The sequence below is a fragment of the Parapedobacter lycopersici genome (assembly GCF_024643285.1).
Taxonomy (GTDB): domain Bacteria; phylum Bacteroidota; class Bacteroidia; order Sphingobacteriales; family Sphingobacteriaceae; genus Parapedobacter; species Parapedobacter lycopersici.
Genome location: NZ_JAMSLW010000006.1, coordinates 126,002 through 141,248 on the forward strand (window position 1 = coordinate 126,002; position 15,247 = coordinate 141,248).

Annotated in this window: 7 protein-coding genes; 6 read left to right on the forward strand and 1 reads right to left on the reverse strand. The window is 51.0% G+C overall.

The features are described 5' to 3' along the window. Position 1 precedes the first annotated feature (1 nt). Positions 2–2,005 carry a DUF7849 domain-containing protein gene (locus NEV57_RS15745; RefSeq protein WP_307876448.1) on the reverse strand — a complete coding sequence of 668 codons (2,004 nt, stop codon included), beginning with the start codon at positions 2,003–2,005 and terminating at the stop codon, positions 2–4. Positions 2,006–2,085: 80 nt separating this feature from the next. On the opposite strand from NEV57_RS15745, the gene NEV57_RS13340 reads away from it, so the two are divergent. The 6 genes from NEV57_RS13340 (at position 2,086) to NEV57_RS13365 (ending at position 15,244) form a co-directional block, all read left to right on the forward strand. Then, entirely contained in the window at positions 2,086–2,655 is a 570-nt protein-coding gene (locus NEV57_RS13340) for an RNA polymerase sigma factor (RefSeq protein ID WP_257658835.1), read from the forward strand. Then, a complete protein-coding gene (locus tag NEV57_RS13345; RefSeq protein WP_257658836.1) occupies positions 2,656–3,378 on the forward strand; it encodes a hypothetical protein in 723 nt (240 codons plus the stop codon). A gap of 199 nt (positions 3,379–3,577) precedes the next feature. Continuing rightward, positions 3,578–4,552: a hypothetical protein gene (locus NEV57_RS13350; RefSeq protein WP_257658837.1), complete on the forward strand. Its 975-nt coding sequence runs from the start codon at positions 3,578–3,580 to the stop codon at positions 4,550–4,552. A gap of 176 nt (positions 4,553–4,728) precedes the next feature. Next, a complete protein-coding gene (locus NEV57_RS13355; RefSeq protein WP_257659016.1) occupies positions 4,729–5,454 on the forward strand; it encodes a collagen-like domain-containing protein in 726 nt (241 codons plus the stop codon). Positions 5,455–5,471: 17 nt separating this feature from the next. Next, on the forward strand, positions 5,472–7,181 hold the full coding sequence (locus NEV57_RS13360) for a hypothetical protein (protein WP_257658838.1): 1,710 nt from the start codon (positions 5,472–5,474) through the stop codon (positions 7,179–7,181). 14 nt (positions 7,182–7,195) lie between these two features. Continuing rightward, the gene (locus NEV57_RS13365; RefSeq protein ID WP_257658839.1) at positions 7,196–15,244 is read left to right on the forward strand and encodes a hypothetical protein; all 8,049 of its coding nucleotides are present in this window, start codon (positions 7,196–7,198) and stop codon (positions 15,242–15,244) included. Positions 15,245–15,247 lie beyond the last annotated feature (3 nt).

Genomic DNA, 15,247 nt, shown 5'->3' on the forward strand with positions numbered 1-15,247 from the left:
GTTAAAGTCGCCAGGCCGCATACAATTGCCCAAACTGTCCTTGATTGCCCCCATACACGTACCGCAGGCCCAGTACGGGTCCGAGATAAGTCCGACCGAAATTAAAATCGGCAAAGGGTTGGAGACCTAATCTGCTTGCGGGTAGCCGGTCTACTTTCTGGGGTTGTTGTACCGTTGTTTCTCCGTTTGCTAAGATCAAGTTGTATGTGCGTTCCTCACGATGCGATGTATTGAACGTTACATTAGCAAGGGCCCCGACGCCGGCCGAGAACCAGCTGTTGAAATTATAGCGTATATGCAGCGGAACGATGCGCAATTGCAAGTACTTAGCCTGGGTATGGCGATCGTATCGTTCATATTCAACAGTTTGTATGCGATCACTGTCCGGTATCTGGTATTGAATCGTGCCGTATTCAAAAATGGTGCGCGATTCAGTAAATGAATACGTATTGGCATAAAGTTCTACCTGCCAATACAGCTTGCGATAAGGTGCGATGGGCGCCAGTCCGATACCCAATAATGCCCCGTTCTTCAGATTTGTCCTTACCGGATTGTCGGCATTTCCGATGTCCTCCCGTTCAGGTGATTGCAGGAAATGGTGATAGCCTGCGAAGACGATCGGAGAAAAGCCTTTCCGGAACCTCCCGGTGGCGAAATTAGTGATAATCGGTTCATTTTTATCGAAGAAAATATTTGTCTGCCCCCGGAACGGACGGTTGGGCAGCTTCTTTCGGGGCTGAACAGTAAAGCGTATAAAACCCCGTGTGCTGTCTTTATCGTGCACATCAGGTGCTTTTGAGCCAGGCAGCGCAATGTTGTTAAATTGAAATACCAGTGTGTCCGCACCTTTAATATGGTACTGATAGCAGCTCAGCCCTTCGGTGGAGCAGGAATCAAGCACCGGGTATAGGTTAAGTAATTTGAATGTTGCGGGGTCCAATGCCTCCGGCAGTTCAATTTCCAGTCGGATATTCTTAGCATCACCTTCTCCGTCGTTCTGGAACTGCACTTTGTAGGTGAGTTCCTTGCGCCGGGATAAGGCACGGTAACTGAGCCGTGATTGCTTTAACGACATCTTGTTGGGGTCATGGGATGTGACGATGGGGACATCAAGGCGATGCACGGTAGCTGGCCCCGTTTCAGGGAGGAACACACCCGTGATGGTTACCGTAGCATTGGTGTCGGTCAGCATTTCAGGGGTGATCGCTAAATTGATCAGTGAAAATTGCGCGTCCGTCGCGGCATCAACATCATAAGCAGTAACGGTATTGTAGCTGCCATACAAATCTGAAAAATAGGAAATGGCCTCTTTTTCGGTAAATTGAAGTTCTTCCCGGATTCCGTAATCCGGACTTCCGCTTTGGGTCACCATTGCACCGGGTACGGCTGCCCATAATCCCTGCAGCATTTTGGAATCTTCCAATTGCAGCAACTGTTCTCCGTTGTAAGTCGACTGACCCGTATACACAAAACCCGGCGGACCAAAAATTTTTTCATTGGTAAGCAGGAAGACTTTTCCTTTTTCTTTCGTTTTTATTCCCGCAACCACGACCATATCTTCGCCAGGCAGTGCATTGGCATTTTTAGTCAGCTGGAAAATGCCGTTTGACGAAAAGAAATGCTGTTCCGCGGTTGAAGCCACTTTCTGCGGCCCGGTATTGCCCGGTTCTACCCTGACTTTCCGTGTGGGGCGTTTCGGACGTGGGCCGTTGTCATAATTGCTCACCGTATAGAGTGTCACATCGTAATCGCCTGACTTGGTATATACATGCGTTGGCGCTTCCGCTGTGCTGAAATGTCCGTCGCCAAAATCCCAAAGGTAGGTATAGAATGGCTGCCTGCCCCCGGGAATACCCTGTAAAACCGGTAATTCGGCTGTAAACACGGCTTGTTCACGGATGAACTGCACAGCTATCTGCGTTTCAACAGTGTCGGCTTCCCGGCTGTACGCTTGAAAAAAGAGAAGGGAAGGAAAAAAAAAGAACAGGTAGTGTTTTATTCCCATAATTGTCAGGTTGCTTTTAAGGGCTGAAAGTAATAAATTTTTTTATTTTTACGGGCGTTCAATTCATACAAGCCGCACCTATGCATCCGGACCAACGATACATCAACTACCTAAAGCAAAACGATCGTAAGGGGATTACGGAAATTTACCAGCGATTTGCCGGTAAGGTTACCCGGATGATTTGCCATAATAATGGCGATGAATCGGATGCGGCAGATGTGCTGCAGGAAGCGCTGGTAGCTATTTACCGGTTGAGTGCCGACGGGAAATTTACATTAACCTGTCCGTTCGAAGCATTTTTGATCACGGTATGTAAGCGGAAATGGCTGAATGCGCTGAAAAAAAAATCAATAAGCCCCGTAACAAAATCACTGGATGACGGATTTACTATTGAACAGCATGAGGAGACCGAAGCGCGTCAATATGCCGAACAGATCGAACGCGAATCGACTGTGATGCAGGTACTGGAAACCATGGGTGAAAAATGCCGGGAGATCATCAGGGCCTGTATGGGAAAGCAGCATCAGGAACAGGTAGCGGAGCAGTTGGGGTTAACCTATGCGTACTTACGAAAGAAAAAAAGCGAATGCATGGCCCAATTGGGTAAACTGGTGCGGGCACATCCGTTATTTAAGCAGGAGGAACGTTAAATGGAGCATTATTTTGAACATATTCAGGATTATTTGGACGGACTGCTAACCCCGGAAGAGCGACGTGTTTTCGAACAGGAGCTACAACGGAATGTGGCACTGCGGGAGGAAACCAATCATCAGCGAGAACTTCACGCAATTATCGGTAAGCACCAGCGTGCTGCGGAAGGGCTCCCTGCGTTACAGGAAACACTGCGACAGGTGAGCGACAACCATTTTGCCGGCCGGCCTGCGCTAAAGAAACGGCGTATGATTACCTGGCTGATTCCGATGGCTGCCGCAGCCTGCCTGCTCGTTGCATTTAACTTTTTCGGATGGTTTACCACAGACTTCAACCAACTGCCAGAAATGTCGCTGGCGGTAACGCGGGGTAATGCATCGGACACTGATTACGAGGAAGCCGCCCGGGCATTTAATGCGGCGGACTATGATAGCAGTGCCGAGTTGTTGGCTGCTTTGGTACAGCGCGATACAACCGTTATCCGTTACCGGTTCTTCCTAGGGCTTAGTCATATCGGGCAGCAGGACTATCATCGCGCCGCGGCACAGCTGCGGCCCATTGCCGATGGTCCGTCGGTATTTGCTGATGACGCCCGTTATTTTACGGCTGTGGCACTGTGGCATATTGGAAACGAACAACAGGCCGCAAACTACGCTAAACAGGTTACGGTTTCCAGCCCTTATTATGAAAAGGCGGAAAAACTGCTGCGTAAATTGCAATAGCCTGATATACACTGCCGAAAACCGGTTGAATCATCCATACTCCTTTCATGAAAGTTGTCCTGCCGGGCAGCCTGTGGTCAATTTTTTAAAATAGCTACGGATAGAGGGTAACAATTATCCTCCCGTATGGATATACGAATAAATACAACAAATGCCGGGTCAGCCCCCGGCCGAATGGTTTAACTTTAAAACAGCAATCATGAAAAAGTCTTTATTCTTATCCACGGGTTTCGCACTATTGATGTTGGCATTCAATGCCTGTCATAAAGAAACGTCCCTTCAACCGCAGCTGATTAATGCCACGGTGTTTGAAAACGAGCATGTGGCCCAACTTCAATTGTTTACCGGAAATGCCACAGCCGGATTCTCCATTACGGGTGCCGGTGGCACGGAGATCACGTTCCCCGCAGCAGCCTTTGTAAATGCAAACGGCGATGTGGTCACCGGTGATGTGGAGATTGGTATCATCGAAATCCTCACGAAAAAGGACCTGTTGCTGGCTGGTGTCCCAACAGAATCAAATGGCCAGCTGCTGGAGTCGGGTGGGGAAATATACATCCAGGCAATCCAGCAGGGGGATACGCTGTTGCTGAATCCGGTAAACGGACAATGGAGTACTAATCCTGTTCAGGTTAAACTACCGCGTGATCCTGCAATTAATCCCAATGGGATGATCCTATTCAACCAGGGTCCCCGGTTTGACGGCAATGTACTGAGCGACGATTCCTTTACCTGGCTGGTCTTTGATGAATCTCCGCAGAGTATGGTCGGTCCGTACGCTTATGACTTCACTATTCCCGCATTTGGTTGGATAAATGTTGACAAGTTTCTGAACTATCCGCCAAGCCAGCTGACCTTTGTACATGTTCAGTTAACACCCGGGTCAACAAATGGCCTGCAGGACGTCGCGGTGTTAATGGTTTTTGAAGACATCAATGCCGTTATCGGGTTAAATTATGATCCGGCAATGAATCGGTTTGGCACCGAAAGCTTTTCCGTAACGCCCAATATTCCGATTGGTGAACAGATTGCCGTAGTAATGATTGCCAAGGATGCGCAGCATAACCTCTATTTTTCAAAGCAGGAAAACATTACTGTGGTAGCGAATGCCACCTATACAATGACCCCGCAACTGGCTACACAACAGGATATAAACTGGTTGAATAACTTGTAATCCAAGGTAATATTGATGCGTATGAGCCCGCCATTTGGCGGGTTTTTTTTGTAACCTGTTTTTTTGCTTACTCAATCATTGATGGATTTTACGCATTTGGATCAGGTGTTCACTCATTTGCTTCAACGGCACGGAAAAGAATAACGTATTTCGATCCAGTTGTAAACAGAACCATTATGAAAACACTGCATTTGATTAAAATCAACCTACTGATGTTTAGCATGATTTGTTGTACACTGGGCTGTACGAAAGAAGGCGTTATCGGACCCCGAGGTGAACCGGGTGAAATGGGAGTAGATGGTGAAAAAGGAGACAAGGGGGATAAAGGCGATCGGGGTGAAGCGGGTTCACGGGGCGCCACCGGTGCTCAGGGACCACAGGGTCAAAAGGGAGACCAGGGAGCGACAGGTCCACGGGGTGCTACCGGGGCCCAGGGTACGCGGGGCGAGGATGGCGATACCGGCCCGATAGGTCCCCGTGGTCCCCAAGGTGAGCAAGGTCCGGCTGGACCCCGGGGCCCGCAGGGTGTTCCTGGATCGGCTAACGTGGTGTATAGTGATTGGATTAAAGTACCTGAGTCACCGGCAGCCAATGCATTCACGATTTCCGCACCCAAACTAACACAGGAACTATTTGACCGCGGACAGATTGCCGTGTACATGAAGTATGACAACCACGGGACGATGGAAATTGTGCAGATTGGAGAAGGGACGCTTTTTACCAACGAATATAAAATCGGTTATCGGGCAATGGTGGGTTCGATTGTTATTGCTGCTCAGAACACGACAATTAATGGACGTGAATTCCGGTATATATTGATTCCAGGTGGGGTATCTGCACAGATTCAGATCAACTGGCAGGATTACAATGCGGTAAGATCCTCTTTCAATTTGGCGGATTAGCCGCAAAATAACCGGTTATGACAGCAATCCGTTTTTTATTCCCGCTCATCCTGTTGATGGTATTCACCGAACGCTTGCTAGCGCAGGATCTTTCAAACTTAAAGAATCAGAAGCCTGTTGGCTTTAATGGCGGACTGGAACTACGGGGCATTTTTTACAACGCCAATGGCATTGCTAACCGGCGCGACCCATTCACTTACCTGCTTAGTGGAAGTCCGACGATAAGCGTTTACGGATGGCAGATTCCATTCAGCTTCGTTGTCAGCAAAGACGAACGTAGCTTTCGCCAACCCTTTAACCAGTTTGGCATGAGCCCGACATATAAGTGGATTACCCTCTATGCAGGCTACCGGAATGTCACGTTCTCACCATATACACTTGCCGGGCATACGATGCTGGGCGGAGGGTTTGAGATTAACCCCGGCAAACTCCGGGCGGGTTTCATGTACGGTCGGCTTAACCGGGCTACCGTCATTGATACCACCACACAGTCACTGGTCCCGTATTCTTTCAGTCGCAAGGGAATGGCGGGTAAACTGGGTTTTGGTACCGCAACCAATTATGTGGACCTGAATTTCCTACACGCCAAAGACGATAGCACATCCAAACCGGATCTGCTATTGCCGGACAGCATGCGGGTATTGGCTGCCGCCAATACGGTGGTGGGTTACAGCATGAGGCTGTTGCTGTTTAAGAAGCTTTCCATCGAAAGTGATGGTGCCGCCAGCATTTATACCCGCGATCTAAATTCACCGATTTCACTCGACTCCATTGATGACCCGATATTGAAGCGCCTGCGGGGGCTGATGGAAATCAATGGCTCGACGGAATGGTTTCTGGCATTCAATGCTGGTATTGGCTATAGGGAAAAAAATTACGGCATTAAAGTGAATTACCGGCGTATTGAACCGGATTTTAAAACAATGGGAGCTTACTTTTTTGCCAATGACGTGGAGAACATTACCATTAACCCCAATTTTACGCTGCCTAACGGCAGGCTTAGGGTCAATGCCAGCCTGGGAATACAGCAGGACAACGTAAACCTGCAAAAGGAGGCCACCAACAAACGCATTATCGGCTCCGGAACGATTGGTGCGGAGTTAACTGATAGGCTGGGAGTTGATATTAACTACAGTAACTTCTCCAATAACCAACGTCCTAATACCCTGCGGTTTGCTGATTCGCTGAAAATTGTGCAGACTACCCAGACGCTGAATATTATGCCCCGGTATACCATTATTGGTAACCAGATTACGCACCTCCTGCTGCTTTCCGTCAATTTCAGCGGTATGAAGGATTATAACAGTTATTTTGAGCAGGATGCAACCAACCGGGACATCCATACCAGCCAATACCTGATTAATTATAACATTAGTTTTCCCGCTAGGCTGTTGAGTCTTTTTACCAGCGTCAGCCATACGGCTATGGACGGTGCCGGTACCCAAACGAGCTACAGCGGAGTAACACTGGGTGGAAACTATAGTCTTGCCCGCCAGAAATTACAGACTGGCCTCAATGCCAGTCTGATGCAGGGCCGCACACCGTCGGGTAAAAGCATGATCATAAACGGCGCGCTTAACCTCAACTATCGTATCAACAACTGGCAGGGAATCCGGGCTTCCTTTTTCCTGACCAACAATAACCCCGGCAGTGCCGTTACGGGCATGAGCCCGGCTTTCACCGAAACGCGGGGCGAGTTGGCTTACCAAATCAATTTCGGATTATGAAGAACCCACGGAATATGGCACGTATATTAATTTTTCTGCTGTGCATGATCGTTCAGGGGGCGATCGCCCAGGTTAATGTAAATGTCCGCATTATGCCTCCTTATCAAAGCCGCGTCACGGCGTATGCTTCGCGGCCTGATCTGATGTTGCTTACCTTAACCAACACGTCTGCATCAGCAGTTCAGGTGCAACTAACCGGATCCATCACCGGAGACAATGGGATGGGCGCTTGGGTGAAACCCGGTTATCGGAGTCCACAGCCCATCGCGCTTGCTCCGGGCCAGGTGATCAACCTGAATGGCAATGATATCGATTTCCTGTTTGATTTTAATCAAATTGAATACCAGGGGATTTCCCGTGCCGATTTCATCCGCGGAACAGGGTTGCCGGAAGGCACTTACCAGCTGTGTATCCAGGCATTGGATTATACTACACATGAACCATTAAGTCCCGAAGAACCGATCGGGTGCACGCAGTTGATTATCAGCAGTGTGGAACCACCGACCATCCTGACGCCGTTCAATGAGCAGGAGCTCGTCAATACCGGTGTACAGGCATTTCCCATTACCTGGAGTACCCCACCGGGTGCATCACCGCTGACACAATACCGTGTAAAAATAGTGGAGATGATTGTACCGCGCAATCCAAACGATGCAATGCAATCAGCCACCACACCACCATTTTTTGAAGAAACAGTAAGCACCAATACGTTGCTATACGGACCGAGCCATCCGCTGCTTACTCCAGGTAGGCAATATGCGTTAATGGTGCAGGCTATTGATCCTTTCGGCACGACCAGTTTCCGTAACCAAGGGATGAGTGAGGTAGTCAAGTTTGCTTTTGGTAATACGCAAGAGAAATCGCCGGTCCCAGCCGTCGTTTACCAGGGAGACACACTGCAAAAGGATACTACGCGTATCCGGGGAAGACTCCGTTACCGATTTGCGGCCGATGCCGAGGGCCGCACATTTCCTGTTGCCAATGAACGGGTATACCTGAAAAAGGTGTTTGCCCGCCAGGAATTGGATGAGGACGGGGTAGCCCGGCTTGTACCGCTGTCATCCCGTGAATCCTGGGCCATCGATGCCCAGTCAGCTATGCTCGACGGTGTGGCTGTGGAAACGGATGAGGAGGGTAATTTCACGCTTACCTGCCTGATGTCGAAGCTGGATAGTGCGGGTGTGATTCCCGATGAAAAGCGGGATTGGTTTACCGGCGGACCATCGGGAAAATCACCGCTACCCAGATTTGAACATTTTGCGCAACTACCGGAAAACCTGGTGTTAATGTATCAGCTCGTGACGACCAATCCGCACTATAAACCGTATGAAGAATACTTAGCTATTACTCCCGGTGGTACCCGCGATTTGGCGGACGTTGTGGTAGATGCGAATAGCTTTACACTGAGTGTGAATGTGCAGGAGGTATTTAATCAGTTACGGGGCGATTATGTAGCGGGTGCGCGGATCCGGATTTATCGGGATGCGGCTGACAAGAACAATGAGCGGCTTGGCATCCCGAAGTATGAAGGCGACTTGCTGGATGACGCTGGACTGAACATTGCATCCGGTGCGGATAAAGTATTGATTGCTGAACGGATAACACCCTCCCCATCGGGTTCCACCGACCCGGAGGCGTTCCGGGTCAATTTTGAACGGTTATTCAAGAATTTGGATACCGAGCCATACCGGTACCGGGTCAGCCTGGAAAATGGCAATGCGGTCCTGATGGAAACTTCATTGGACCATATACAAATGGCCCTGGGTGGCTCTCCAATAGGTAAGCAAGAAATACCGCAGGGCCAGGCCGGCGGTAAGACCATCGATACAAAAGGTATCGCAGCGCTTTTCGCCAATGGCGCATCGCAGGAAAAGCCGGGCGATCCCAAAACAGGGCAGCCCGCAAAACAGGGTGCGGCCGGCGTACAGCCGGACCGTGGTGCCTTGCCGAAAGGTGCACCTAAACCCAGTTCAAACCGCGACAGCTGGCTGAGTTACCGATACAATGACATGCCGGATACCGCGAGGCTGACACTGGATAAAAACCTGGTAACACCGCCAAGGACCAAGCTAACCGGTAAACTGCAGTATGCCTATAAGACTGATCGCAGTGTGCCCGCTACCCCTTATGCGAATATGCCCGTTAAGTTGGTGGTCTTCTACCTGATGGATGAAAACGAACCGTCGACGAACAACAATGCAGGCCGCAGCAGTAAAAGTCAAACATTACAAGGGATTGCCAGCAAAGGGGTTGCCGAAATGACGACATCGTTCTCTACAACGGTCGCTGCGCAATATGCCAATCAGGATTTGATAAGCCCACAGGTTGGTGCGTCGGGGAGCATAAGCGGTGTCAAGTCATTTATCCCGGGAATCAGCGCCGTAACGGGGTCTGCCGCAATCAGCGGATCTTCCGTTGTGCAGGGCGTAATGGGGAGCGGCGTGCTGGCAGGAAGCGACAGTGAGTATGAACGGTTGCTCGGCAACGACATCGAAATCGGTGGCAAAACCATTCAAGACAATATGCAAGTCTTGCAAACGGTTTATACGGATGCGGAAGGCCGCTTCACCTTTGATTTTCCCAACGGTGAATTCACAGGAGCTGAGCTGGAGGGATCTGTAGCGGCACCGATACCGGACCAGACCGGGAGACGGGAATATGGAAAAGTAAAACGGGTATATCGCATCGTTCCCGATATACGATACTATTGTGCGCCGGATGAGAACATTATTGTGCAGCCTTGGGAGGATGCCGACTGCGGTACGTTGACCTCGTATGTGCAAACGGTCAATATCGATGTGCATGTGCAGAAAGTCAATACGCTTGACAAACCCGATGTGTTAGGTGCGTTTGCCAATGTGCCGGTGAACCTGTATAAGCCTGCCTATAGCGCTACACGGAAATATTGGCCAATGGTACAGGGAATCGATATCAACAGGGAAGTAAATCCGTTCAATAGCGGCGCAAATGGGATGTTGGCGGGTACGGCCACGATGGCAAGCGGAGTTTTAACCAATACAGGCAATGCAGGTAATCCCGGTGCGTCAAATACCGCATTCCAAACGGTACAGTTTACGCCAAACTACAATGCAACCTATAGTGGAGGAAATCTCGTTGCGCTTACCAACCGCACATCAAATACCGGAAATACGGTTTCCAATGCGATGCAACTGCAGCCGCGGTATGGCGTATGGCAATCGGCGTCACCTTCAGTGTCTTCTTATGTGATGACGAACTTCCAAACCTACGTGCTGTATCGGCAGGGGGCAAGCGATGAACAGGGAAACATCCGCTTTGAGAACGTGCCCAAGTCGCTGGCAGTCACCCAGGATATGATCATGCTGGAGGCCGATGGCCGCGACCGGCTTACCGAAGCCGCGTTAGAAACTGCCTACCTCGAATTTCCGGCCACTAAGAACATCCCAACGCGGCAGGAAGTGGAAAATCCCGCAATTGAATCGGAAAATAAGGGGGTTATCCGTATGGATCAGTACAACATTGTTTTCAATAGCGAGTTTGATCCAAGCGCAACGCAGCCTGTTGCGTTCCGTGTACTTGCCAAACCTACCGAGGTACGCGGACGGATCACGGATGATTTTACCACATTGGGAATCAAGGGAGTCAAACTCCACGTGAGTATTAGCTTCGGAGTAAACAACAACGTGTACTACCTTTCTGAATTCACGGAAACGAATGCCGATGGCTACTACGATTTTTCGTCGAAAATCAAGGATTTCCTAATCAACGCGGGCAATGATGGGGAAGAAAAGACCGGCAAAATCGGCTACCTCAACGTGCGCGTCGTTTCGGCGCCGGGGTACGAGGTACCCGCTGATCCGTTCAGCGTGCAGATCGCTCCGGGAGTTACCGGTCAGCGTGAAGATTATACCACGGCACTAAAGCCGCTTGGCCGGAACGCTTTTGGCTACGTGGTGGATGCCGAAAATCCCAATACCGGTGTCACTGCCCGGGTGAAGATCAAGGATCGTGGCCGCTGGGTAGATACCTACGCTTATACAGGAAAACGGGACGCACCCGCAACCGAAAAGAGCTTTATGGAGTACAATGGGTATTATTCAAGTTCTTTGGCTTCGGCGGTACAGTCAAATATCCAACAGGCCAGCCAAAACGGTAATCAATCGGCATCGCGGCCGTTAGGTAATGCCGGAACGCTGGTCACCAAGTTCGTAAACAATATCCCCCAGACCACCTTCAATGCAAATGCTGCTGCCAGTTTTTCGCCCATTATCCAAGCCGCTATGGCTGGGTCGGAAGAGCCGGGAAGCAACATTCAGGTGACGGGCGCCGTAAGGGAAATGCAGGTGGATCCTTCGATAGGTATCACGGCGCTCAATCGGGTGACGGACCTGCAGCGGTTTGATATTGACCTGCCGACAAGGCCCGATTCGATTATGATCTTACCCTATGACCCCGCTTACATCGGCGTTACGGTAGCCGTGAATCCGGAAGGGCCGGGGGCCTACCTTGGTGATTTCAAGTTGCAGCGGAGGAAACACCGCGTGGAGATTCTGGTGAAAACCACCACCGGAGGTATGGTCACCAATGCAAGTGTGGAGATTGAAGGGGCGGACGATGATAATTTCCGGAAAACGAACAGCATGGGGGTTGCATCGTTTACCTATGTGAATAATTCCACCGATAACTTTACTGTGCGGGTGAGTAACGGTACGCGGCCACGTTCCCAAGCGGGCAAACCGAGGGAAGCGACGCCTGATACACCACCGGCAAAAGGTGGACAGTCGCAGCAATCCGGTGGATTGCGTCTGCCGGCCGGTAACACAGGTAATGCTAACGGGACAGGCAGTGGACAGCTCGATATCAGTAGCTTAACGCAACAAAACGTGCTTTTCGTGCCCCGTACGCAAAATTTTGAAAGCAATGACGATAACGTGGTACGCCGGATCACCGTTGTCGTCCAGCCAGCCACCGTAATGACCGGTCGGGTAGTGTTTGCCGCGGATAGCCTGCCGGTAAGGGGTGCCGTGGTCTACGTCGATCAGGGGCGGGGCAGCGAGTCCGATATGCGGGCAGAAACCCGCTCGGATGGCACCTACGAACTGATTGTCCCGGCACCGGGTGCTGCTCCGGGCAACGGATTATTGCCGAGTGTCAATACAGGGGGTACCCCACAGGCGGTTACGGCAGCTTATTCGGCGCCGGGCAAAACCTATATCGGACAGACGGTGTCGTTGGCCAAGCGCGGGAAGGAACCTCTATCGGCTCCCACTTCCATTGATTTCGTGATCCGCGAGGCGAATGATATCGATGTCAGTAAGTTGTATGGATTTCCGGTCCGTTTGAATACCCTGCGGGCGACGGACGGCGGGTACATCGTTAGCGGTGAACTGTACGATGTGGAGGATAATCCGAATTTTGCCTTCCGATCGGCGTCCGGACCGAAAGTGCTGGCCTTTGAAAACCTAAAGGTCAGGGCGTCCACCATCAAAAATGCCAACGGAATCCCATTGGCTGTGCCGACGGCCGATGAAATCCAATTTGAACAAAAGCAATTGCGTATCCGAGTGTTCGAGGTCTTCAACGGACAGCTGGCGGAACAAGGCGGTGGCAACCTGACGATGGCCAAAGGCCAGACCGATACTACGGGGGTACTCAATGGGCAGGTGCGCATCGTCGATAATTCGTTCAACTTCCCCACCAGCTACATGACGATCAGTAGCGAAGACTTTTTCCTGGGTAATTATGGTGTTGCCAACGGGCCAGACAAGCTGAATATTCCCGTCTTCCGCACGGGTGCGGCCTATCCGCTGACGAAATTTTCGATTACGGCGGGCCAGGGTGACCCGATCCGGTTCAAGTATCTCGGCTTCAACGGGCAGACGGAGACAACCGGCGAACGGGAATCGTTCGTCATGGGCGATAGCGTGAACCTGTTCATGAACCTCACTGCACGCATACAGGGTGGCATAAACCTCGACCTCAAAGCAGGGAAAGCCGTGGTACGGCACGACCGCATGGAGCCCGTGGTGACCGACAATGAGGTGCGGTTCAAATTGGAGGAATGGGAGGTGCACAGCTCGTCGTGGACGCTGTCCAATACATCAGGGGGTATTGTGCTGAACAACAATACCCTGTATACCGGGAAGGCCGACATTAAGCTGAACAAGATTTCCATTATCCCCGGCGAGCTTATTTTCCATAACGCTACCGGAGCGGAGGCAGCCAACCTCCGCAACAACCTGACTGTTGGCGGCAAAGCGAATATCAAATTGCATGTCAATCCACGGGCAGACATCGTGTTTGTCTACGATCCGGATGTGGGCCGCATACCCGGACAGGGGCATTTCAAATTTACGCTGCGGAGCGATGACGGAAAAGCGGCACACCTGAAAGGGCTTCCCGGGATGACCAATCCGAATGACCGTTTGGAGATCCAGTATATGTCGCTGTTGAGCAACAACGAAGAAGTGTTCGGTTTCAGTACGGATGTGGAGGGTATTGCCATTCAAAACCAGCTGTCATTCAAACCGCAAAGCATCTACAGCGCGTTTGACCGGTTGGTTATTTCAGGCTCGGCCAGTCTGCACATTCCCAATGTGCCAGACAACCTGTCGGCCACCATCTCGTACTATCCGGAAGGCAAGGGTACGAATCGTTTGGTCGTAAGTCCGCTGGAATTTTCCTTTACGGGCAGCGGTGGCACTACCTTCACGACCCTGAAGCAGGACAACGCGCAGCTATTCTACGAAAAGGGTATCGGCATTGCGGGTACGGTAAAATTGCCGGGACAAACCAGCACGCTGAAAGCAAACCTCGTCAGCATGGTTACCGGCGGCCTCAACGGTGTAGCCGATGAAGCACGGCGGCAGACGGAAATCGTGTTGGGGGCCTATCAGGAAGAGGCGGAGCGCATGGCCGCGAATCTGTTGGATGAAGTAGCAAATGACCCCGCACTGGCCGAAGCCCGCCGTACGCTCGAAGAAGCTTTGGGCGGCGTAAACGATACTTACAACCAGTTGCTTCAGATGGGCGGATCGGCTGAGCAGGCCATGCAGGAGCTTGCGGGCAAATGGCGGCTGATCGGCGAGGGGATGGACATCATCAACAACGGTATCGACAACAATCCCATCGGGGCTGCCATGCAGATCAATGGCATCATCAAGGGTTTCTCGGGCATTGATATCGCCGATAAAGCCAAACAGACGGCCAAAATGGTGGCTATGGAAGCGCTGAAAGGAATACAGGACGAAATACCCGTACAAAAAATCGCGGATGGTGCAGCCGGGGGCAATGGCGGTTTCTCGAATATGAAATTTGATTTTGACTTTGCCAATGGCCGTGTATTCGGATCGCTCAGCATGCCCAAACTGGAAGCAGGGGCAGTAACGCTGACCAAACTCGGTATTGAAATGCTGTTTGACACCAAAGGCTGGTATTTTTATACCGGAGCCAATGTCAATGTACGTGGGGTGCCACTGATTTTCCCGCTGGGTGTAGGGATGTGTGTAGGTTCCTATCCCGAAATTTCGCCGGCACTGGAAGCACGGATTACCGAAGTGTCGTACGTGAAGCGACTGCCGAATACATATAAAACCAATGGTATTCAGGGATTCTTCCTGACTGGGCGGAAAGATCTGATTGAGGAAGTGAAATTTGAGGTGCCGGGGATTGGTCTTGAGGTGGGGGCTATGGCAGGCCTGGATGCCCGTATCTATGCTAATTTCGGCGGTAGTGAGCAAGAGCTGGGCATCGGAGCCATGGCGTTCGGGCGTGCCTACGCGCGGATGTCGCCGGTTTCCCAGTTATTGATGGGGTGTGGGATATCGGGCGAAGTAAAAGCAGAAGTAGGGGTGAAGGCAGTCTTTACAAACAGTCCGGCGGGGGTTACGTTCAACGCCAAGGCGTGTGGTTCCATCAATATGAATGCGGAGATTTCGTGCATGCTGGTGGCCAAGAAATCGGTAAGTATCGGATTCCTGGCGCTGCTTGACCTTTGCGTCGGCGCAGAATGCACGAAGACCGTGAACTTCAACGCCCGGCTCTCCGACGAAAGCTGCAGTGAAAACAATGATTTTGATTATTAATGC

Bases quoted from the DNA above. Each gene is read 5' to 3' on its own strand.
- NEV57_RS13340 (WP_257658835.1), top strand. From the start codon at position 2,086: ATGCATCCGGACCAACGATACATCAACTACCTAAAGCAAAACGATCGT.
- NEV57_RS13355 (WP_257659016.1), top strand. From the start codon at position 4,729: ATGAAAACACTGCATTTGATTAAAATCAACCTACTGATGTTTAGCATG.
- NEV57_RS13345 (WP_257658836.1), top strand. From the start codon at position 2,656: ATGGAGCATTATTTTGAACATATTCAGGATTATTTGGACGGACTGCTA.
- NEV57_RS13365 (WP_257658839.1), top strand. From the start codon at position 7,196: ATGGCACGTATATTAATTTTTCTGCTGTGCATGATCGTTCAGGGGGCG.
- NEV57_RS13350 (WP_257658837.1), top strand. From the start codon at position 3,578: ATGAAAAAGTCTTTATTCTTATCCACGGGTTTCGCACTATTGATGTTG.
- NEV57_RS13360 (WP_257658838.1), top strand. From the start codon at position 5,472: ATGACAGCAATCCGTTTTTTATTCCCGCTCATCCTGTTGATGGTATTC.
- NEV57_RS15745 (WP_307876448.1), bottom strand. From the start codon at position 2,005: ATGGGAATAAAACACTACCTGTTCTTTTTTTTTCCTTCCCTTCTCTTT.